The organism is Anaeromyxobacter soli (genome assembly GCF_022808855.1).
GTDB lineage: Bacteria > Myxococcota > Myxococcia > Myxococcales > Anaeromyxobacteraceae > Anaeromyxobacter > Anaeromyxobacter soli.
The window spans coordinates 1-18,035 of the sequence record NZ_JAKZLF010000058.1 but is presented as its reverse complement, the minus strand read 5'-3'; the positions used below and the strand labels follow the sequence as shown (position 1 = coordinate 18,035).

Here is an 18,035-nt window from a genome sequence, read left to right as displayed (position 1 = left end):
GCTCGCCGGAGCGGCCGCGTCGGCGAGGAGCGTCCCGTCGGCGGCCCGGATGGCGATCTCACCGCCGGTGAGGGCGGCGAGCCGCGCCGCCCGCTCCACGCCCAGCGCGAGGCCGCCCGCGAGCCGGATCGGCGCCTCGCCCGGCACGGGCGCCCAGGCGACGAGGGCGAGCACGGGCTCCACGCCCTCGGCCCCGGCGCGCGCGACGAGGCGCGGGGCGGCGTGTCCGGGGGGCGTCGCGAGCAGGGCGGCGACGTCCGCGTCGACGTCGCCGGCGCGTCCCGGGAGGTGGCCCGACGACACGATCCGGCCGTCGGGCTCGGCGATCGCGAGCACGTCGAGGCCGCGCTCGTCCATCCACTCGCGCGCCCGCGCCGCGGCGTCGGCGGGCAGGACCGCGCCGCTGGCGAGATCGCGCGCGAGGCCCTCGGCCTCCGCGCCGCGCGCGAGCTCGCCGACCGACGCGGCGGCCTCCCGCGCGAGCCGCGCGAGCTCGCCGTCCACGGCGCGCACGGCCCCGTCGAGCCGCGCCGCGTGCTCGGCGGAGAGCGCCTCGGAGAGGGCGAGCGACACCGGCCAGAGCGCCACGGCGAGCGGGACGGCGGCGAAGAGCGCGAAGGCGAGGGCGAGCTTGGTGCGGAGCCTCACGGTGCGTGCGCCTCCCCGCCGAGGAGCCACAGCGCGCCGGGATCGAGGAGCCCCTCGGGGCCCACGGCGATCCCCTGCAGCGCGGGCGCCGCGGACGCGCGCGGAGCGGTGGCGACGAGCGGGACGAGGTCGAGCTCGCGCGCGAGCCGCTCCGCCGCGGCGGCGGCCGGTGCGCCGTCCAGTCCCGCGAGCGCGCCGAGCGCCCGGCGGCCGGCGGCGGGTCCGCGCACGGCCGTGGCGATCTGGGCGGCCGCGAGGGCCGGCCGCGCCGCGAGGACCTGGACCTCCACGAGCGCGAGCTCGTAATCGCCGGCGGCGAGGCGCGCCGCGAAGCGCTCCCGGTCGACCGCGTCCACCGCCGCGGTGATGCCGCGATCGAAGAGCGTCACCTGGAGCCGGTCGGCGATCGCGCGCGGATCCGCCGCGTCGCCGCGGACCAGGATGCGCAGCCGGCCGGGCGCGCTGGCGCCGGGAGCGTTCGGTGCCGACGCGGGCACGGCGGCCACCGCGAGCAGCGCGGGTGGCACGAGCGTCGAGAGCGGCACCGCCGCGCCGCGCGCGAAGCGGCGCGCGAGGGCGGCGCGGTCGACCGAGGCGAGGGCGGCGCGGACGGCGGCGGCGCGGGGCCCGAGGCCCGGGCCGAGCGCCGCCACGGTGGCGCGGAGCGGCGGCAGCGCCGGCCCAGCCGCGTCGCCGGCGCGCTCCGGCCGGAGCACGAGCTCGACCTTGCCGCGCGCGAGCAGCCGCGCCGCGGCGCGCGCGTCCACGACCTGCAGCGCGAGCGCGTCGAGGAACGGCCGTCCGCCGGGCGCGGCTGGGTTCGCGCGCAGGACCCACGGCGCGCCGCGGGCGGGCGCCGAGGGGAGCACGAACGGCCCCGCCCCCGCGACGGCGAGGGGGAGCGCGGCGAGGAGGTCGGGCAGCTCGGGGAGCGGGAGCGCGAGGGTGAGGACGAGCTCGCGTGCCGACACGACGCGCAGCCCCTCGGGCGCCGCGGCCCGGCCCGCGAGGACACCGTCGGCGCCGAGGAGCGCGAGCGCGGCCCAGGCGTGCGGCGACGCCGGCGCGCGCGAGAGGAGGCGCGCGACGGCCGCCGCCACCTCGGCGGCGCCCAGCGGCGCGCCGGCCGCCGTCACGAGCCCGTCGCGGACGCGGAGCCGCCAGGTCCGGCCGCCGTCCTCGGAGGTGGGGACCTCGGCGAGCACGCCCGGGACGAGCCGCCCGCCGGCGTCGCGCTCGAGCAGCGGCGCGCTCGTCGCGCGCGCGAGGACGAGGTCGGCCGCGTCCTGCGCGAGCGCCGGGTCCGCGATGCGCGCCTCGGCGGGGAGGGCGAGGGTGACGCTCCCGCCCGGCGCCGGGCGGACGCCGGCGAGCGCGAGCCCCGGCGCGAGCGCGAGCGCCGCGGCGAGGGTGCGCACGCGATCGAGGCGGCTCATGGGGCCTCCCGCGGATCGGACGTGACGAGGAGCAGCTCCGTGGCGACGCCGCCAGGGCCCCGCACGATCGCGGCCAGCACGGCGTCGTCGAGCCCGTCGCCGGTGAGATCACCGCCCGCGCCCGCGAGGATCGCGCCCTCGACCGGACCGGACTCGAGGAGCGGCGCGGCGCCCGGACGCGCGGCGAGCACGCGGACGCGGTCGGGCGGCGCGGCCGTCGGGGCCGAGGCGACGATCTCCGCGACGCCGTCGCCGTCGAGATCGGCGAGCGCGAAGCCGGTGCCGACCGAGGGGAGGACCGGGGCGGTGGAAGACGAGGTCGACGGCGCGAGCTCGGCCGGCTGGAGCTCCGGCCCGAGGAGCTCGAGCCGGAGGTCCGTCCCGAGCGCCGCGAACGACACCGGACCCCCGCGCGGCGCGGCGGCGACGCCGTAGAGGAGCCGCGCGGAGCGCCGCGGCGGGACGGTGCCGGGGGCGCGCGCGAGCGCGTCGGCGAGCACGCCCGTCCCCGGCGCGTACGCCCCGAACACCGCCCCCTTCTCCCCCGCGCAGAGCGGCGCCGCCGCGAGCGCGCCGGCGCGCTCGAGCGCGCCGGCGCGCAGCGCGAGCACCTCGGGTGCGCCCCCGGCCCACGCGACCGCGACGCGCCCCGCGCCGAAGTCGCCCACGGCGATGGTCGCCGCCGGATCGCGCACCGCCCCGCGCGCGGACGGATCGACGTCGAACCGCGCGAGCGGCGCGCCGGCCGGCGAGAGGAGCACGACCGCGCCCGGGAGCGCCGCGGCGATGGCCGCGCTCCCTCCGCCCGCGTCCCCGATCGCGAGCGCGAGCACGCGCCCCTCGACGCGCCCGAGCGGGCGCACCGCGGCGAACGGCGCGCCGGACGGCCGTCCCTCTCGCGCGAGGACCAGCGCCTCGGCGTCGGCGGGCGCGCGGGACGACACGAGGCGAGGCGGGATCGCACGCGCGCCCGGCCGCCGCTGCAGGAAGAAGGAAGGCCAGGTGGGGATGACTTCGCCGACGAGCGCGAGCTCGCGCCGGCCCGGCACGAGCCCGCCCTGGACGCGCACGAGCCAGTCCTGACCGGCCTCGCGTGCCGCGCCCTCGGCGTCGGCCGCACCACGGACGGGCGTCACGGTGTAGCCGGCGCCGGCGAGCGCGCGCTCGAGCGCGGCCTCGAGCGGGCGCGCGAGGGAGGGGGCGCGGGTCTCCACCGCGAGGGCCAGCGCGCGCCGCCCCTCGGCGGGTGGGCCGATCTCCGCCGCGAGCGCGTCGGCCGCCGCACCGAGCGCGGGGGGCGCCGCGGCGGCGGGGAGCGCGAGGGCGAGGGCGAGGGCGACCGCGGCGGTGGCGAGGCGCATCGCCCCCAGTGACGAACACGAAAACGAGCGGTCGTCCACGAAGAAGTGGGCGAGCGCGCCGCCGCGCGAGGCGCGGTCAGGCGGGGCGGCCCTAGACGAGGGCGCCGCGCCAGCGGCGAGAGCGGCGCCGAGGTGCGCGAACGCGCCTCGGTGCCGCTCCGCCAGCTACGCTACTACGGCCCAGTGCGTCCGCGCGTCACGGCACGGGGTTGATGACGCCGTTGTCGCGCGCGAGCTTGCACTGCCCCGGCTCGGCGTTGCAGGGCGGTGCCAGGCAGAGCGAGATCTCGCCACCGGACTCGCTGCGGAGCGTGTCTTGCGAGTTGTTGAACGCGTCGAGATCGCCGATGCAGCCCGCCCCGACCGTGTCACAGGAGGTGCAGCACCGCTCGAAGAGCGCAGTGGCGGACTCTCCGCAGCTGCCGCCGAGGTCCTCGCTCGCCACGAGGTTCAGCGCCGCTGCGGCGCACTGCCGGACGAGCTGCGCCTGCTGGTTCGAGTCGTACGCGTCCTTGTCGCGGCCGAGCGAGCACAGGTCCTCCGTCACCGAGCCCCCTGCGCCGGCGAGGGTGTCGTCGAGCGTGCGGCCGCAGCTCGTGACGGGCAGGAACCTCGCCGTCACGTCGGGGTGGTTCCCCCAGAAGCCTGGCGTCCGGGTGAGGCAGCCCTCTCCGCGGTTGCACTCGACGTTCGCGGAGTCCTCGCAGACGGAGCCGGTCCGGGCACAGGCGTTGTCCTTGTCCACCGCGCAGACCGCCGAGGTGACCTCCGCCGTGTTCGTGCCCTCGATGTCCCTGCACACGAGGGAGTCATTCGACTCCACCGCCGGGAAGTACTTGCACTCGGTGTCGCCGACGGCGACGGTCCCGAAGTCGAGGTCCACGATGCCGAGCTTCTCGTCCGATACCTTGACGCCGGAGAGATCCTGCGGCTGCCCACCGCTGCTGTTCGTGACGCAGAAGCGGTAGACCACGCACTCGTCGACGTCCGGCGAGAGGCTGTCCACGAACCCGCCCGCGTCGTCCGCCTGGCCGTTGCAGTCGGCGTCCAGCGCCACCTTCTTCTCGAGCTTGACCTGGCACTCCCAGGCCGAGGCGCTCGCAGGCGCGAGCGCAATCGCCCCGACGGCGAGCGCCCCCGCTGCGAACATCCCGGTCATCTTCCACGAACGAGCCATCTCTCCCTCCCCCGCAATGATCCACCTCGAGGTTCACCCAGGGACGCGATGACGCCCCGGGGTGTCGCCGCCTCCTCCTCCCCGGACCCTGCGCCGCACGGCGTGGCTCGGCGCAGGATGATGCCGTGACCCGATGTCGACGCGAGGAAGACGCGAGCGAGTCCAGTCCTCGCGTTTGCCAGAGGTGATCGGGGCCCGGGGAGGCGTGCTCCGTGATGCGCGCAACGGATACGCCTCCTGCGCCTCCACGGACAATCGTCTCGCGGGGGAGGGCCCCTTGTGTAACACAATCAGTGAACCGACTGCCGGGCCGCTCCTCCTCCGACGTCCCGCGGCCGTGGGAGCCGTCGCGGCCGCTGGTTCACCGCGCGCTCGCCCGATCGATCGAGGCCCCACCGCGCGCTCGGCCCTCGCGGCGGCACCGCCGCCCGCGGGAGCCCGAGCGGCACGGCGCTAGTGGTCGTCCATGAAGAAGTTGGCGGGCGCGGCGCCCGCGTCGCTCCGCGCCGCCTCCGCCGGGGCGGTGCCGGCCAGGAACGCGAGCGACGGCGCGTCGGCCTCCTCGGGCGCGAGCTGGCCGGTCGCGGGATCGACGCGCGCGAGCTCGACGCCGGGGACCGCGGCGAAGTCCGCCGCGGGCTGCCCGCCGACCGCCGCCTGCATGAAGGCGAGCCACGCGGGGAGCGCCGCGCCCGCGCCGGTCTCGCGCGGCCCGAGGGGCGTGTGGTCGTCGAAGCCGATCCAGACGCCCGCCACGAGCTCGGGCGTGAAGCCCACGAACCACGCGTCGCGGTGCTCCTGGGCCGTCCCCGTCTTCGCCGCGACGGGCCGCCCGAGCGCGCGCGCCGCGGCGCCCGTCCCGCCCTCGACCACCGCGCGCATCATGCTCTGCACCACGAAGGCGACGTCGGGGCGGGTGCCCTGCTCGGGGATCGTGAACTCGGGCGGCGGCGCGGCCTCGTGCGGCTGGACGTTGTCGGCGCCCTCGGTGCCGTCGGCGAACGGGGCGGCGGGGGCCTCGGCGGTGGCCTCCGCCTTCCACGGCGGGACGGCGGCCGGGTGGTCCTCGAGGACGTTGCCGTGCCGGTCGCGCACGCGCACGAGCAGCACCGGCTCGGAGTAGAACCCGCGCGCCGCGATCGAGGCGTAGGCGTTCACGAGCTCGATGGGGAACACCTCGCCCGTCCCGAGCGCGAGCGTGAGGTTTCGCGGCAGCTCCGAGGAGACGCCCATGCGGTGGGCGAAGCCGATCACCGGGTCCACGCCGAGCGCGTCGACGAGCTTCACCGAGACCGTGTTCTTCGACTGCGCCAGCGCGGTGGTGAGGAGCATCGGGCCCTCGAAGGCGTCCTTCTCGAAGTTGCGCGGCTTCCACTCCTTGCCCGTCCACGGGTCCCGGTAGAGGTCGGGCGTGTCGTAGACGACCGTGCCGGCCGTGAAGCGGCGCGACTCGATGGCCGCGCCCCACACGAACGGCTTCACCGCGCTGCCCGGCTGGCGCCGCGCCTGGGTGGCGCGGTTGAACTGGGAGGTGCGGAAGTCGTAGCCGCCGACGAGGGCGCGGACTCCGCGGGACACGGGGTCGATCGCGACGAGCGCGCCCTGCACCTTCGGCGTCTGCTCGAGGGCGAGGCTGAGCGCCTTGCCCTCGGCGGCCGCGCGCTGCGGCGGCAGCTTGGCGGGGAGCACGCGCACCGGGACCACGTCGCCGGGGCGGACCACCGACGACATCTTGCGCGGCGCGGCGGTGGCGGAGGTCGGGTTCCACTTGCGCGCCCACTGGGCGTCGGTGATCGCGATCTCCCCCTTCGCGCCGCCGAGGTCGACGGTGGCGCTCCGGTCGCTCGCGGCCGTGACGAGCCCGGCGTACACCTCGCCCGTCTCGAGGAGCCGTGCGCGCGCCATCCGCGCCACGTCCTTCTCCTGCTCCTCGGCGGGCTCGATGTCCTCGGGGTTCACCGAGGCGAGATCCCACACGAACACCTGGTCCGGCCGGGCCCGCGTCCCCGCGAGCCGCTCCCGCCACAGGGGCATCGCCGCCTCGACCTGCTTCGGCTCGAGGTGGACGATCGGGCCGCGCCAGCCCTGGCGCTTGTCGACGGCGCGGAGCGCGCCCTCGAGGGCCTTCTCCGCGGCGCGCTGCATGCCCGCGTCCATCGCCACGTCGACCTGCAGGCCCTGCGTCTCGACCACCTCCGCCCCGTACTTCTCGTCCAGGATCCGGCGGACCGCGTCCGCGTACCACACCCCCGGTACGTCGTGCTCCGGCGGCCGCGTGACGATGGGGCGGGCGGCCTCCGCGGCCGCCTGCTGCTCGGTGATGAACCCCTCCTCCGCCATCCGGCGCAGGACGTAGCGCTGCCGCTCCTTGGCGCGCTCCGGGTGGTTCACCGGCGAGAGCCGCATGGGCGACTGGACGATCCCGGCGAGCGTCGCCGCCTCGCCCAGCGCGAGCTGGCGCACGCTCTTGCCGAAGTAGAACCGGCTCGCCTCCTCGACGCCGTAGCGCAGGTGCCCGAGGTAGATCTGGTTCAGGTAGAGGTAGAGGATCTCGTCCTTCGAGAGGTTCTCCTCGAGCCGCGGCGCGAGGATGAGCTCCTTCACCTTCCGCTTCACCTTCCAGTCGGAGGACAGGAGGAACGTCTTCACCACCTGCTGGGTGATGGTCGAGCCGCCGCAGGCGACGCCGCCGCGCAGCAGCCCCTTCACGGCGCAGCGCGCGATCGCGAGGTAGTTCACGCCCTCGTGCTCGTAGAAGCCCGCGTCCTCCGCGGCGAGCACCGCCTTGCGCAGGACGGGCGGGATCTCCTCGAGCGGCACCACGGTGCGCCGCTCGCGCGCGAACTGGAACACCTCCTTGCCGTCGACGCCGAACACGCGCGTCGAGACGAGCGGCTCGTAGTCCTTGAGCGTGTCGAAGGCGGGGAGCTCGCGGGTCCAGGCGAACATGAGGACCCCGCCGAGGAGCGCGAGGACGAGGGCGGCGAGGCCACCGTGGCGGAGCAGGCGGAGGGCACGGGGCGAGAGACGACGCAAGCGGGGGGACTCCTCGGGGAGGGCTGGATCGCCCGGCGAGCGGGCGTACGGGCGGGCGCTGGGCGGGGGGGTGTCCAAGTCGAGGGGTCGAACGATAGCGCCGGCGGGAGGGTGGGGCAAAGCGGGTCGAGCGCGGTCTCGCATGTCCCTGGCGCGCGTGAGCAGTCGCCGTGCCAGCGGCCTCGGCCGGCGTCCCGACAGCGAGGAACAGCGGGGCAGGGCCGCCATTCCTCGGACCGTGGACGGCCGGACACGCCGCGGTGTGGGGGAGGGGACACGCCCGGCCCACCGGGCCGGGGCCCCCGGACCGCGCCCGGGACGCCCGCGCGCGGCCGGCGCGGCGCGGGCGTCGTCTCCTCCCTACGGACCCTCGCCGCCGCGCTTCACCCCGAGCGCGCGCATCTTCTTGTACAGGTGGCTGCGCTCGAGCCCGAGATCGCGCGCGGTCTCCGAGACGTTGTCGGCGTGCGCGTCGAGCGCGCCGAGGATGATCTCGCGCTCGGCCTCCTCGACGAGGTCGTGGAACGACGCCCCGGGGCGGAACCGCTCGGTGCGGGGACGGCGGGCGCCGGGGAGCATCGCCGTGACGTCCTCCGCGCCGATCGCCGGGCCGTCGCTCAGGATCGCGAGCCGCTCGACGAGGTTCCTGAGCTCGCGGACGTTTCCGGGCCACTCGTGCGCCTGCAGGGCGGCGAGCGCGTCGCGCTCGAGCCGCATGGGCTTGCGCCCGTTCCGCTCGCACGCCTCCGCGAGGAAGTGGACGGCGAGCGCGGGGAGGTCCTCCTTCCGCTCGCGCAACGGCGGCGCGTGGATGGGGACGACGTTGAGGCGGTAGTACAGGTCCTCGCGGAACCGGCCCGCCTGGACCTCGGCGGGGAGGTCCTTGTTCGTCGCCGCGACCACGCGCACGTCCACCTTCAACGTGTGCGCGCCGCCGACACGCTCGAACTCGCCCTCCTGCAGGACGCGAAGCACCTTCGCCTGCATCGCGGCCGGCATGTCGCCGACCTCGTCGAGGAAGAGCGTGCCGCCGTCGGCGAGCTCGAACTTGCCGCGGCGCGCCGCGATCGCTCCGGTGAACGCGCCCCGCTCGTGGCCGAAGAGCTCGCTCTCGATGAGCTCCGCCGGGACGGCGGCGCAGTTGAGCTTCACGAACGGCCCCGCCTTCCGGCGCGAGCTCTCGTGGAGGGCGCGGGCGACGAGCTCCTTGCCGGTGCCGTTCTCCCCGGTGACGAGGACGCGCCCCTCCGACGGCGCGGCGCGGCGCACGAGCTCGAAGAGCCGCTGCATCGCGGGCCCGCTGCCGATCATGTCGAGCCGGCCCGCCGCGCGGCGCAGCTCCGCGTTCTCCTCGCGCAGGCTGCGCAGGGCGAGCGCGTTCTTCACCGCGACGAGGAGCTTGTCCCGCTCCGTGATCGGCTTCTCGAGGTAGTCGAACGCGCCGAGCTTGAAGGCGCTGCGGACCGTGTCGATGGAGCCGTGCCCGGACATGATCACGACGGGCAGGTCGGGCCGCGTCTCTCGCGCGCGCTGCAGCACGGCGAGGCCGTCGAGGTCCGGCATGCGCACGTCCATGACCACGACGTCCACCGGCAGCGCCGCGATCTTCTCGAGCGCCTCGCGTCCGCCGCTCGCAGCTTCGACCACATATCCCTCCATCGAGAGGGCGCGGGAGAGCGTGAGCTGGATGTTCTTCTCGTCGTCCACGACGAGGATCGTGGCAGGCATTCGGCGATGTTAATGCGCCGCGGTGGAAAAGCTTTGACATCGGTCCTGGATCGAGTTGTATGGCCCGGGTCCCCCCCACCTCATCGATATCGAACGGAAGATCCCCGGAGGTCACATGCGTCGCGTTCTCCTTCTCGCACTTTTCGTCACTGGCGCTCTCACGTTCGGCGCGTGCAAGCCGAAGGTGAAGCCCGGTGAGTGCAAGTCCAGCGCGGACTGCGCCAAGCAGGAGGGCTACGGGAAGGTCTGCGTCGAGGGCCGCTGCCAGGAGTGCGCCGCGGACACGGACTGCAAGGACGGGTTCGCCTGCCGTGACTCCCGCTGCGTGCCGAAGCCCCAGTGCACGACCGACGACCAGTGCGCCCCCGGTCAGTCCTGCGTTAACGAGCAGTGCGTCGCGCGCCAGGCCGGCACCTGCGCCTCCGACCGTGACTGCGGCCCCGATCAGCAGTGCCAGGACGGCAAGTGCGCGGCGCGCGCCCCGCAGGCCTCGAGCGAGTGCACCGACACGGGCGCGTTCACGGTCCGCTTCGGCTTCGACCAGTCGAACCTCTCGTCCGACTCGCAGGGCACGCTCCAGAAGCTCGCCGACTGCCTGAAGGGCTCCCCGGCGAAGAAGGTCGTCGCGCAGGGCTACGCCGACGAGCGCGGCACGACGCAGTACAACATCGCCCTCGGCAACCGCCGCGCCGAGGCCGCGCGCAAGTACCTCGAGGATCTCGGCGTCCAGGGCAAGATGGACACCGTGAGCTTCGGCGAGGAGAAGGCGCTCTGCTCCGAGTCGACCGAGGCGTGCTGGGCGCAGAACCGCCGCGTCGAGTTCCAGGTGGAGCGGTAGCAGTGACGATGCTTCGCCGCGCGGCGCCGCTCGGGCTCGCGCTCCTCGCCGGCTGCTGGGTGCCCATCGAGAGAGGGCGCCAGATGGAGGCTCGCCTCCAGCAGCTCGAGACGCAGAACGTCGAGAACCAGCGGCGCCTCGACGAGCAGCGTGAGCTCGTCCGCGAGCGGGTGGCGAAGCTCGATCAGAAGATCGCCGAGGTGCAGACGAAGATCGACGAGCTGAACCGCGCCGCCCGCCGCAGCGGCGCGGATCTCGGCGTCACGCTCCAGCACCTCCAGGACGACTTCGCGAAGTACAAGGGCGACGTCGAGGTCGAGCAGCACCGGCTCGGCGAGATCGAGCGGAACGTCGACGCGCTGCGCACCGAGACCGAGGGCCGCTTCGCCGCGCTGCGCGGCGCGGGCGCGCTCGACGCCTTCGAGGCGAAGCAGCGCCTCGCCACGCTCCAGCGCCCGGAGGACAAGGCCGCGTTCTTCGCGCTCGCCGCGAAGGAGGACGAGGCCGGGAACAAGGGCGTGGCGCGCGAGCTGTACGAGGAGTACGTGCGCAAGTGGCCGTCGGGCGCGCGCGCGGCCGACGCCGGCTACCGCGCCGGGCAGCTGCTCTTCGAGCAGAAGCGCTTCCGCGAGGCGCTCCTCGCCTACGGCAAGGTCGCCGAGGACTTCCCGAAGTCCGCCCGGGCCCCCGACGCGATGCTGGGCGCGGCGGACGCCATGCTGAAGCTCGAGATGAAGGCGGAGGCGAAGGCCGTCCTCGAGCAGCTCCTCGAGCGTTACCCGCGCGCCGACGCGGCGGGTGAGGCGAAGGAGCGGCTCAAGGCGCTGGCGCCGCCCGCTCCGAAGCGGAAGCCCGCGCCGCCGGCGCGCAAGCGCCAGTAGCGGTCTCGACGGGGGCGGCGCGCGCGGGAGCCCCGCGCCGCCGCCCTTCGTGTCTCTCCCGCCGGCGGGCCCCCCGGCGGCGGGTTCGCCCGTGGACGCGCGGTGCTAAGCTCCCGTCACCGTGCGAACCCTCGCCGCCGCGCTCCTCGCGCTCGCCGCCGCCTGCGCCCACTCCGATCGTGTCGCGCCGGAGGGCCGCCGGGTGCAGGTGCTCTTCACCGGCGACGGGCACGGCGAGGTCGGGCCCTGTGGCTGACGCGTGAAGCCGACGGGCGGTCTTGCCCGTCGAGCGAGCGCGGTGGACGCGGCCCGGCGCGACGCGCCGGCGCTCCTCGTGGACGCCGGCGACGCGCTCTTCCACGCCCCCGCGCTCGACGCGGCGAGCGAGGCCGCCGCGACCGCGCGCGCGCGGCTCGTGCTGTCCGCGATGGGGCGCATGCGCTACGCGGCGCTCGCGGTGGGCGAGCGCGAGCTCGCCCTCGGCCCCGGATGGCTCGCGCGCGAGGCCGCCGCCGCGGGGGTCCCGCTCCTGTCCCTGAACCTCGCCCTGCCCGACGGGACCCACCCGTTCCCGGGCACGCGCGTCGTCGAGGTGGGCGGCGAGCGGGTGGGGTTGCTCGCGGCCGCGGCCGCGGGGCCGTACCCGGGCGGCCTCGTCGCCTCGGAGCCGGTCGCCGCCGTCCGGTCCGCCGCGGCCGCGCTCCGCGAGAGCGGCGCGACCGTCGTCGTCGCGCTCCTGCACATGCCCGACGGCGAGGGGCGGGCCCTCGTCCGGGAGGTGCCCGGCGTGGACGTGGCGGTGCTCGCCCACGACGCCCGGCGCCTCGACGCGGCGCCCGCCGCGGCGACGCTCGTGACCGCCGCCGGCGAGCGGGGCCGGGGCCTCGGGATCCTCACGCTCTGGCCGGACACGAGGGGCGCCTGGGGCGACGCGGGTGCGCCGCGCAAGGCCGAGGCGGAGCTCGCCTCGATCCGGCGCTCGATCGACCTCGCGCGCCGCCGCGCCGAGCGGGCCACCCGCGAGGAGGACCGGCGCGTGCTGCGCGAGCTCGTCGCGACGCAGGAGCGGCGCGCGGGCGAGGCGGAGGCGCGCACGAAGGTGAAGCCGTCGGGCCGGCTGTACGACGGTCGGCTTTTGCCGCTCACGCCCGCGGTCGGCGACGATGCCGCCCTCCTCGCGGAGCAGCGGGCGGTGCTCGAGCGGCACGGCCCGCCGCCCGGGCCGCCGGACCCGGATCTCACGGGCGTGGAGTAGCCGCCCCGGGATCGCGGCGCGAGTCGGGGCCCAGCGCCCGCCGCGTTCGCCTACGCGTCGTCCTCCGCCTCGGCCGGGTCGCCCGCGACGCGCCCCTCGTCGTGGAGCCCCCACTGGCCGATGCGCTTCATCACGGTGCTCTTCGCGATCCGGAGCTCCTTCACGACCGCCGCGCGCTTGCCCCCGTTGCGCCGCAGGGAGAGCCGGATGGCCTCGCGCTCGATGTCCTCGAGCGTGAGGCCGGGCAGGTAGAGGGTGTCGTCGTCGCCGGTGAGGCCGGGCGCGGCGCGCGTGTCCTCGAACGTCACGGCGCTCGCGGAGATGCTCTGGCCCTCGCCGCGGAACAGGAGCGCGCGCTGGACGACGTTCTTCAGCTGCCGGACGTTTCCCGGCCAGTCGTACCCCTCGAGCTTGGCGAGCGCCTCGGGGCTCCAGCGGACGGGGAGCCCGCGCGGCGCGGCGCGCGAGAGGAACGCCTCCGCGAGCGCGCGGACGTCGCCCTTGCGCTGGCGGAGGGGCGGGACCGTGATGGGCACGACGCAGAGCCGGTAGAAGAGGTCCTCGCGGAAGCGCCCCGCCCGAACCTGGGCCCGCAGATCGCGGTGGGTGGCGGCGACGATCCGGACGTTCACCTGGATCGGGCGGGAGGCCCCGACCCGCTTCACCTCCCCGAGCTCGAGCACGCGCAGGAGCTTCGGCTGGAGGTCGAGCGGGAGCTCCCCGATCTCGTCGAGGAAGATCGTGCCGCGGTCCGCCTCCTCGAAGGCCCCCTTGCGCATCCGCTCCGCCCCGGAGAAGGCGCCCTTCTCGTGGCCGAAGAGCTCGGACTCGATGAGGGTCTCCGCGATGGCCGAGCAGTTCACCGGGATGAACGGCCCGTCGCGGCGCGCCGAGCGGGCGTGCAGGGCGCGCGCGACGAGCTCCTTGCCGGTCCCGGTCTCGCCGAGGATCGTCGTCGCAGCGTCGGACGCGCCGACGCGCTCCACGAGCTCGAAGACCTGCCGCATCGCCGCGTCCCGCGTGGTCATCCCCTCGAAGGCCTCGGCGCGCGCCGGCTCCGGCGCGTCGCGCCGCTCGAGCACGAGCTCCGCGTCGCCGAGCGAGACGGGGACGCCGAGCGGGAGCTGCGCCTGGGAGATGCGCGCCCCCGAGATGAAGGTGCCGTTCGTCGAGCCGAGGTCCACGACGTGCCAGCCGCCGCCGCGCGCCTCGATCCGGAGATGGCGGGCGGAGACGTAGGGATCGTCGAGCGGGGCGTCGCAGGTCGGGTCCTTGCCGACGACCACGCCGGCGGCGGTCACCGGGAGCGTCCGCTCGCGGCCGTTCGCGCGCACGCGCAGCCGCGCCGACGCGGGCGCGGCCGCCGCCTCCCCGGCGCGCACCTGCGTGCCGCCCGCGGCCCGCGTCTCCTCCACGGGGCCGCCCGAGGCGGCGCGGAAGAGCGCGCGCCACGCGCCGAGCGCGATCTCGTCCCCGTCCGCGAGCGGCGCCTCGGCCACCTCCGCGCCGCCGAGGCGGGTGCCGCGGCCGGAGCGGTCCACGAGGTGCCACGCGTCGCCGCGCGGCTCCACGACCGCGTGGACGCGCGAGAGGGCGGGATCGGGGAGCGACACGTCGCAGTCGGCGGCGCGGCCGATCTCGGTCCGGCCGGTGAGCGCCACGCGGAGGAGCTCCTCTCCGTGGCGAAAGAAGGCGAGCTCGGGCATGCGGCGGAGCGTAGCCAACTGAGAACGCTCCGTGAAGTCGCATTCGTCACCGTCGGTCAAGACGGCGGGGTGACCGTGCGCCGTACGCCCACCCGCGCGCACCCGCACGGAGGGGCGATCCGTCAGCCGTGCGCGAGCTCGTCGAACTCCGCGGAGCCCTTCAGCGCGTCGAACATGGGATCCGACTGCAGCCAGCCGCGGACCTTGGGCGGATCCGCGGAGACGGCCTTGCGGAGCGCGTCGAGCGCCTCGCGCGGCTTGCCCCACAGCGCGTAGAGGGCCGAGGCGTTGTAGTTGAGGAGGAGGTCCTCGGGCTGGAGCTCCCGCGCGCGCGCGTAGGCGCGCTCGGCCTCCGCGTAGAAGCCCTTCTGCGCGTACGAGATCCCGAGGTCGAGGTGCGCCTCGAAGTTGTCCGGCTCGAGCCGCACCACCTCCTTGAGCTGGGTGATCGCGGTGCGGTGGTCCCCCTCGTCCATGAGCAGGGCGGCGAGCTCGTGCCGGGGGAACGGATCCTTCGGGTCGAGCCGGATGGCCACCTCGAGCTCCTTCACCGCCTCCTCCGGCTTTCCCTGATCGGCGAGGGTGAGGCCCAGGTTGAGGTGGGCGTCCGGGTACTCGGGATCGAGCTCGATCGCGTCGCGGTACTCGGCGACCGCCATGTCGTGCCCGTGGGTGGCGAGGAAGCAGGCGAGGTTGTAGTGGGCGGTCGCGCTGTCCGGCTCGAGCTGGATGGCGGTCAGGTACTCGGAGAGCGCCTCCCGGAAGAGCTTCTTCTCCGAGTAGACGGTCGCGAGGTTGTCGTGCGCGTGCGCCGAGCTCGGATCGAGCTCGATCGCCTTCTTGAACTCCTTGATGGCCTCGTCCAGCCAGCCGCGGTCGGCCAGCTCGATGCCCCGCGAGTTGTGCGCGTCGGACAGCGCGATGTGGTCCTTCTTGTCCCGGCTCACGGCGGTGGAGTGTACTTGCGTTTCGCCCCGGCGGGGGCGGTGGATGGGCACCATCGAATCTAACCCGCTCGTCCGCGCCCGCCCGCGCCGGGCGTGGCAGGCGCCCGCCCGGCCGCTCGCCGGACGGACGGAGGAACGAGGGATGAGCCGTCGCACGCTCGTGGTCGTCCTCGCGGTCGCCGCAGCGCTGGGCGGGGTGATCGTCGCCCGGCTCTCCCGACCGCCGCCCCCCACCGACGAGGAGCGGATCCGCGCGCTCCTCGACGACGCGGCGCGCGCCGCGGTGGAGCGCCGGATCGGCGACGTCGTCGCGGGTGTCTCCGAGCGCTTCCGCGGCGATGGGCTCGACCGGCGCGGCGTGAAGCAGCTCGTCGCGGCGCACGTGCTGCGCGGGGAGTGGGTGGGCGTATCGATCTCGGGGGTGCGCGTGGCGGTGGAGGGCGACCGCGCGACGGCGGTCGCGGACGCGGTGCTGTCGCGCTCGCTCGGCGCGGGGAAGGCGCTCGTGGAGCTGTTGCCGGGCGAGGCGAGCGCGCACCGGTTCGACCTCGTCCTCGAGCGCGAGGCCGAGGGCTGGCGCGTGGTCGGCGCGCGCTGGCGCGCGATCCCGCTCGCGGACGCGATCGAGGGTCCGCCCGCGCCGCGCGCGCCCGGGCGTTGACGGACGCGCCGCGCAGCGGGCATGCTCGCCCACCCCTCATGGCCCTCTACACCGACCTCACGCCCGACGAGCTCGCCGCCGCGATCCGGCCGTTCGGCCTCCCCGCGCCCGATCGCGTCCGGCCCGAGCCGAAGGGGAGCGTCAACACGAACTTCCACCTCTGGGCGGCGGGGCAGCGCTTCTTCCTGCGCATCAACGAGGGGAAGACGGAGCAGGACGTCGCGTTCGAGGCGGAGGTGCAGCGCTACCTCCACGAGGCGCGCTTCCCCGTGCCGCACCTCCACTTCGCCGAGGACGGGCGGCCGTTCGTGCCCGTCGCCGGCAAGCTGGCGATGCTGTTCGCGTACTCGCCCGGCGAGGAGATCGCGCGCGAGGACGCCGGGCCCGATCGCTGCCGCCGCCTGGGCGAGCAGCTCGGGCGCCTGCACGACCTCGCGGCGGGCTTCACCGCCACGCGCGCGAATCCCTACGGCCTGCCGCGCGTCGAGGGGTGGATCGCGGGGCTCCGGCCCGACGGCGAGGGGGACGCCGCCGTCGCGGCGGCGCTGCCGCTGCTCGAGGACGAGCTCGCCCGCGCCGCGGCCCTGCCCGGCGCGCCGCAGGGGCTCGTCCACGGCGACCTGTTCGTCGACAACGTGCTGTGGATCGGCGATCGGGTGAGCTCGATCCTCGACTGGGAGATGAGCTGCGTCGCGCCGTTCGCCTACGACCTTGGCGTCGCAGTGAACGCCTGGTGCTACACCGACCGCTACGAGCCGGCGCGCGCGGCGGCGCTCCTGGAAGGCTACCGGTCGAAGCGCCGCCTCGAGCCCGAGACGGTGGACGCCCTCCACGCGTGGGCGCGTTACGCCGCGCTCCGCTTCACCGCCTCGCGCATCCACGCCTTCCACCTGGCCGGCGTGGGCGCCGAGCGGCTCGCGTGGAAGGACTGGCGTCGCTACCGCGACCGGCTCGTGGCGCTGCGTGAGCTCGGCGAGCGCGGCTTCCGCGCGCTGGTCGGGGTCTGACGGCGACGCGGCGCGGGCGCTACAGCCCGGCCGAGATCTTCCACTGACCGTCGAGCTTCTTCAGCAGCAGCCGGTGGACGTCCGAGTCCCGGCGCGGCACGGCGCCGCCGGGCGTCTGCACCCGGTAGTAGTCCTCGTAGAAGACCTCGGCGGTGGCCGCGTTCCCCTGCACGTCGATGCGCCGGACCGTGACGTCGACGCGGACCCCTTCGAGGCGCGCCAGGTCCCCAGGGAGGGTCTGCTCGAGCTTGGCCCGGTCGAGGTCGTCGGAGGGATCGGGCGTCCCGGCGGCGTCGAAGTAGTCCGGCGCGACGAGCGCGAGGACGCCCGCGGCGTCGCGGGCCTCGAGCGCGCGCTGGTAGGTGCGGATCACGTCGTAGACGGCGCGGGTGTCCCGGTTGTCCGGGATCTCCGTCCCGGGAATGCGCTTCGGGCCGCAGGCGGAGAGGGCGACGGCGGCGCACAGCACGAGCGGGAGCACGGGGCGGGGCGTCATTCGCGGGACTGTGGCTCGCGACGGCGGAGCGGTCAAGCTCCGCGACACCGCACGAGGCCCCCGCGCCGGTACCCCCGGCGGGCGCGCGCCCGGCTTAGATTGCCCGCACCATGAGCCCGAGCCTCGATGCGCTGAAGCGCTTCTTCGAGACCTCCCCCGCCGCTCGCAAGGCGACGAGGCCGCTCGCGCGCGGCGCGCGCGTGAACCTCGCCCTCGAGTCCGGGGCGGCGCACTTCACGATGGAGGGCGGCGCGCCCGAGGTCCGCGACGCCGCCGCCGCCGAGCCGGACTTCACGCTCACCCTGCCGCCCGCCGCGGTGGAGCGGATCACGTCGCTCGGCACCGACGACGTGGGCGCGTTCGGGATCGAGTTCTTCAAGCTCGTGCTCGAGCGCGATCCCGCCCTCAAGGTGCGGGTCAAGATCGACGCCTCGACCTCCCAGCTCCTCGCCCACGGCTACCTCGGGGTGCTCGCCCTGGGCGGGATGAAGGTGAGCTGGTGGCTGCTCAAGAACGGCGTGAAGAACCCGAAGGCCGCCATCGACCGGCTGCGCCACGGGCTCTGAGCGACGGCCGCGATACGAAAGTCACCCGGGGTGTCGCGCCGAGCGCCGACGCCCGGCCATGATTCGGAGTGGGCTGCGCGACGCTCTTCTGGCCCCGGTCGCCGGCCCTCACGGCGCGAGGCGGGCGCCCTCTGCAGGGGTGGCGTCCTCCGCGCGCCGCGCCGCCTCGAACCGGCAGCGCCGCACGCCCGCCTCGGCGCGCGCGCGCTCGGCCGCGCTCGCGGCGCTCGCCGCGATCGCCGCGAGCTCCGCCTCGCCCGCGCCGGTCTCGCCCGAGAGGCAGCGCGCCTCC

The 18,035-nt window shown here is 75.7% G+C and carries 16 protein-coding genes and 1 pseudogene; 7 read left to right on the top strand and 10 right to left on the bottom strand.

Going from position 1 to position 18,035, the window contains the following annotated elements; all coding sequences use genetic code 11:
• From MLV88_RS23130 to MLV88_RS23105, 6 genes and pseudogenes are all read right to left on the bottom strand, one after another.
• Positions 1 to 648, bottom strand: a pseudogene (locus MLV88_RS23130) (sensor histidine kinase); the annotation flags it as partial.
• The gene (locus tag MLV88_RS23125) at positions 645 to 2,084 is read right to left on the bottom strand and encodes an ABC transporter substrate-binding protein (RefSeq protein ID WP_243338755.1); all 1,440 of its coding nucleotides are present in this window, start codon (positions 2,082 to 2,084) and stop codon (positions 645 to 647) included. The pseudogene MLV88_RS23130 and the gene MLV88_RS23125, both read right to left, overlap by 4 nt.
• Positions 2,081 to 3,445 (bottom strand): VCBS repeat-containing protein, encoded by a 1,365-nt coding sequence (locus tag MLV88_RS23120; protein ID WP_243338748.1) that lies wholly within the window; start codon positions 3,443 to 3,445, stop codon positions 2,081 to 2,083. The genes MLV88_RS23125 and MLV88_RS23120 overlap by 4 nt, the downstream gene beginning before the upstream one ends.
• Before the next feature lie 196 nt (positions 3,446 to 3,641).
• The gene (locus tag MLV88_RS23115; RefSeq protein ID WP_242340764.1) at positions 3,642 to 4,622 is read right to left on the bottom strand and encodes a hypothetical protein; all 981 of its coding nucleotides are present in this window, start codon (positions 4,620 to 4,622) and stop codon (positions 3,642 to 3,644) included.
• Between the two features lie 453 nt (positions 4,623 to 5,075).
• Entirely contained in the window at positions 5,076 to 7,658 is a 2,583-nt protein-coding gene (locus MLV88_RS23110) for a penicillin-binding protein 1A (RefSeq protein ID WP_242340763.1), read from the bottom strand.
• Between the two features lie 360 nt (positions 7,659 to 8,018).
• Positions 8,019 to 9,386 carry a sigma-54-dependent transcriptional regulator gene (locus MLV88_RS23105; RefSeq protein WP_242340762.1) on the bottom strand — a complete coding sequence of 456 codons (1,368 nt, stop codon included), beginning with the start codon at positions 9,384 to 9,386 and terminating at the stop codon, positions 8,019 to 8,021.
• 184 nt (positions 9,387 to 9,570) lie between these two features.
• Here MLV88_RS23105 and MLV88_RS23100 point away from each other — a divergent pair, with 184 nt between their 5' ends.
• The 4 genes from MLV88_RS23100 (at position 9,571) to MLV88_RS23090 (ending at position 12,360) form a co-directional block, all read left to right on the top strand.
• Positions 9,571 to 10,224, top strand: coding sequence for an OmpA family protein (locus MLV88_RS23100; protein WP_242356757.1), 654 nt, complete (start codon positions 9,571 to 9,573; stop codon positions 10,222 to 10,224).
• Between the two features lie 8 nt (positions 10,225 to 10,232).
• Positions 10,233 to 11,105: a tetratricopeptide repeat protein gene (locus tag MLV88_RS23095; protein WP_243338747.1), complete on the top strand. Its 873-nt coding sequence runs from the start codon at positions 10,233 to 10,235 to the stop codon at positions 11,103 to 11,105.
• A 121-nt stretch (positions 11,106 to 11,226) separates the two neighbouring features.
• On the top strand, positions 11,227 to 11,361 hold the full coding sequence (locus tag MLV88_RS24395; protein ID WP_255821585.1) for a hypothetical protein: 135 nt from the start codon (positions 11,227 to 11,229) through the stop codon (positions 11,359 to 11,361).
• Positions 11,362 to 11,403: 42 nt separating this feature from the next.
• On the top strand, positions 11,404 to 12,360 hold the full coding sequence (locus MLV88_RS23090) for a bifunctional UDP-sugar hydrolase/5'-nucleotidase (protein ID WP_242372191.1): 957 nt from the start codon (positions 11,404 to 11,406) through the stop codon (positions 12,358 to 12,360).
• Between the two features lie 50 nt (positions 12,361 to 12,410).
• Here MLV88_RS23090 and MLV88_RS23085 read toward each other — a convergent pair whose 3' ends face one another.
• The gene (locus MLV88_RS23085) at positions 12,411 to 14,066 is read right to left on the bottom strand and encodes a sigma 54-interacting transcriptional regulator (protein WP_242340758.1); all 1,656 of its coding nucleotides are present in this window, start codon (positions 14,064 to 14,066) and stop codon (positions 12,411 to 12,413) included.
• Positions 14,067 to 14,188: 122 nt separating this feature from the next.
• A complete protein-coding gene (locus MLV88_RS23080) occupies positions 14,189 to 15,013 on the bottom strand; it encodes a tetratricopeptide repeat protein (protein ID WP_242340757.1) in 825 nt (274 codons plus the stop codon).
• 142 nt (positions 15,014 to 15,155) lie between these two features.
• Between MLV88_RS23080 and MLV88_RS23075 the strand changes: the two genes are divergently transcribed.
• Together MLV88_RS23075 and MLV88_RS23070 are read left to right on the top strand one after the other, a co-directional pair.
• Positions 15,156 to 15,674, top strand: a complete 519-nt coding sequence (locus MLV88_RS23075; RefSeq protein WP_242340756.1) for a hypothetical protein — start codon at positions 15,156 to 15,158, stop codon at positions 15,672 to 15,674.
• Positions 15,675 to 15,712: 38 nt separating this feature from the next.
• Positions 15,713 to 16,681, top strand: a complete 969-nt coding sequence (locus tag MLV88_RS23070) for a homoserine kinase (RefSeq protein WP_242340755.1) — start codon at positions 15,713 to 15,715, stop codon at positions 16,679 to 16,681.
• Positions 16,682 to 16,700: 19 nt separating this feature from the next.
• Here the strand turns inward: MLV88_RS23070 and MLV88_RS23065 are convergent, their stop codons facing one another.
• Positions 16,701 to 17,177: a YybH family protein gene (locus MLV88_RS23065; RefSeq protein ID WP_242340754.1), complete on the bottom strand. Its 477-nt coding sequence runs from the start codon at positions 17,175 to 17,177 to the stop codon at positions 16,701 to 16,703.
• A 110-nt stretch (positions 17,178 to 17,287) separates the two neighbouring features.
• Here MLV88_RS23065 and MLV88_RS23060 point away from each other — a divergent pair, with 110 nt between their 5' ends.
• On the top strand, positions 17,288 to 17,743 hold the full coding sequence (locus MLV88_RS23060; RefSeq protein WP_242340753.1) for an SCP2 sterol-binding domain-containing protein: 456 nt from the start codon (positions 17,288 to 17,290) through the stop codon (positions 17,741 to 17,743).
• A 108-nt stretch (positions 17,744 to 17,851) separates the two neighbouring features.
• Here the strand turns inward: MLV88_RS23060 and MLV88_RS23055 are convergent.
• Positions 17,852 to 18,035 (bottom strand): hypothetical protein (locus MLV88_RS23055; protein ID WP_243338744.1); only part of this gene is annotated, 184 nt, incomplete at its 5' end.

Bases quoted from the DNA above. Each gene is read 5' to 3' on its own strand.
- MLV88_RS23125 (WP_243338755.1), bottom strand. From the start codon at position 2,084: ATGAGCCGCCTCGATCGCGTGCGCACCCTCGCCGCGGCGCTCGCGCTC.
- MLV88_RS23120 (WP_243338748.1), bottom strand. From the start codon at position 3,445: ATGCGCCTCGCCACCGCCGCGGTCGCCCTCGCCCTCGCCCTCGCGCTC.
- MLV88_RS23115 (WP_242340764.1), bottom strand. From the start codon at position 4,622: ATGGCTCGTTCGTGGAAGATGACCGGGATGTTCGCAGCGGGGGCGCTC.
- MLV88_RS23105 (WP_242340762.1), bottom strand. From the start codon at position 9,386: ATGCCTGCCACGATCCTCGTCGTGGACGACGAGAAGAACATCCAGCTC.
- MLV88_RS23095 (WP_243338747.1), top strand. From the start codon at position 10,233: ATGCTTCGCCGCGCGGCGCCGCTCGGGCTCGCGCTCCTCGCCGGCTGC.
- MLV88_RS23085 (WP_242340758.1), bottom strand. From the start codon at position 14,066: ATGCCCGAGCTCGCCTTCTTTCGCCACGGAGAGGAGCTCCTCCGCGTG.
- MLV88_RS23075 (WP_242340756.1), top strand. From the start codon at position 15,156: ATGAGCCGTCGCACGCTCGTGGTCGTCCTCGCGGTCGCCGCAGCGCTG.
- MLV88_RS23070 (WP_242340755.1), top strand. From the start codon at position 15,713: ATGGCCCTCTACACCGACCTCACGCCCGACGAGCTCGCCGCCGCGATC.
- MLV88_RS23065 (WP_242340754.1), bottom strand. From the start codon at position 17,177: ATGACGCCCCGCCCCGTGCTCCCGCTCGTGCTGTGCGCCGCCGTCGCC.
- MLV88_RS23060 (WP_242340753.1), top strand. From the start codon at position 17,288: ATGAGCCCGAGCCTCGATGCGCTGAAGCGCTTCTTCGAGACCTCCCCC.